The 1,788-nt window shown below is 60.9% G+C and carries 1 protein-coding gene; it reads left to right on the forward strand.

The genetic code is table 11. The annotated features are described in order from the left end of the window. Positions 1–273 precede the first annotated feature (273 nt). On the forward strand, positions 274–1,656 hold the full coding sequence (locus tag ABZT03_RS44230; RefSeq protein ID WP_356049972.1) for a ferredoxin reductase family protein: 1,383 nt from the start codon (positions 274–276) through the stop codon (positions 1,654–1,656). The last annotated feature ends 132 nt before the right edge of the window (positions 1,657–1,788 follow it).

Here is a 1,788-nt window from a genome sequence, read left to right on the forward strand (position 1 = left end):
CCGCCCACCACGGCCTGAACCACCGTCACCACCACGGCCAGACACGTCCCGAACCGGCTCACAACCCCGAACGCTCGCCCAACCTGACAATGCCAGCCTCGACCATCCCGGCGCCCTGGGTGGCCTGCCCCGGTTATCCAGTATGAGCCCACCACATGAGTCAAGATCACCGCAGGTGTCACCCCTGAAAAAAGCTCAATTGAGTAGTGCCTGCTCACGCTGGGGGATAGGTGGAGCACGTCTATTTATAGGTCAACCTTATACGGAGGAATCATGACTGCCCCGCTCGCTGGGGGACGTGCCGCTCGTCGACAGACCATGCGCCGCATCCACCCGCGCCGTTCCCCTGCCATCCCGCTACTGTTCGCCGTGTGGGCAGGCGCGGGGGCGGTGCTTTGGCTGTGGTGGCACGACACGCCAGCCATCGGCGACACCGAGGGTAGGATCCTCAATGTAGGCCGGATCACAGGTTTGCTCGCTGGCTATCTCATGGCTCTCGTCGTGCTGCAGATGGCGCGTGTGCCTGCGCTAGAACGGCGCGTCGGCTCAGACCGAGTGTCACGCTGGCATGCGATGTCTGGCCGATACAGCCTCTGCCTGGTTGTCGCGCACGTTTTCTTCACCATGTGGGCGTACTCTCTACAGGCTGGCAAGTCACTCAACGACATAGTCCAGCAGACGATCGATACTATCAACCAGCTACCAGATATGGGTAAAGCCGCCATCGGCGCCATTCTTTTCATGCTAGTTGGTATAACATCGATCGGCAGGATCCGCCGTCGGCTGCCATACGACTCCTGGTATCACGTTCACCTCCTTGCATACGCTGCGGTTTTCCTGACTTTCTGGCACCAGATCACAACGGGTAATGACTTCGCTATTGAGCCGGCAGCGAAGACTTCGTGGTACATACTGTATAGCGCGGTTACTGCGCTCGTTGTCTGGTACCGCATTATCGTCCCACTACGGTTGAATCTACGTCACGGTATGCGGGTCGAGGCTGTCAACGAGGAAGCGCCAGGCATTGTGTCCGTCTTGATCAGCGGCAAGATGCTGCATCGGATCGGGGCGGAGGCGGGACAATTTTTCCGCTGGCGGTTCCTAGCGCCGGGTATGCGATTTAGCTCGCATCCGTATTCGCTATCGGCGATACCTCGTCCTAATCTGCTGCGGATTACGGTAAAGGGCATCGGTGACCACAGTAAGGCGCTGCGGGAGCTCCGGCCTGGAACACGCGTGTGGGCTGAAGGGCCGTACGGCTCGCTTACTGGCTCCCGTCGCAGTCGGGACAAGGTGCTACTCATCGCAGGAGGCGTAGGCATCACGCCGATGCGGACTCTGTTTGAGACGTTGCCTGGCGCAGCGGGCGACATCACCCTGCTTTACCGGGCCCGCAGTACCCAGGACTTGGCCCTGTGGGACGAGCTGGAGAAGATTGCCTCGGAGCGTGGTGCCCGGCTACTACGGGAGGTCAACGGTCCCAAGGGCGAGCAGCCAGATCTCTCTGCGGAGTCCTTGAAGCTTAAGATCCCAGACATCGCGAACCATGACGTTTTCATGTGCGGTCCGCCCGGCTTCGCGCAGTCGGTATACGGGGCGCTACGCGGCGCGGGAGTCCCTGACCGCCGTATACACAGCGAATCGTTCAGGATGTGAGCACCGAACGGCCCAAGCGCATCCCTCTGCGCGGTGTTGATGCCCCTATGGATGTCAAGGTCCGGTTGGGGCGGGGGTCGCCGGTCCGCTGGGCTTCGTGGTGGGGATGAGGAGTCGGTAGATCTCTCGTGC

The organism is Streptomyces sp. NPDC005574, from assembly GCF_040605435.1.
GTDB lineage: Bacteria > Actinomycetota > Actinomycetes > Streptomycetales > Streptomycetaceae > Streptomyces.

Bases quoted from the DNA above. Each gene is read 5' to 3' on its own strand.
- ABZT03_RS44230 (WP_356049972.1), top strand. From the start codon at position 274: ATGACTGCCCCGCTCGCTGGGGGACGTGCCGCTCGTCGACAGACCATG.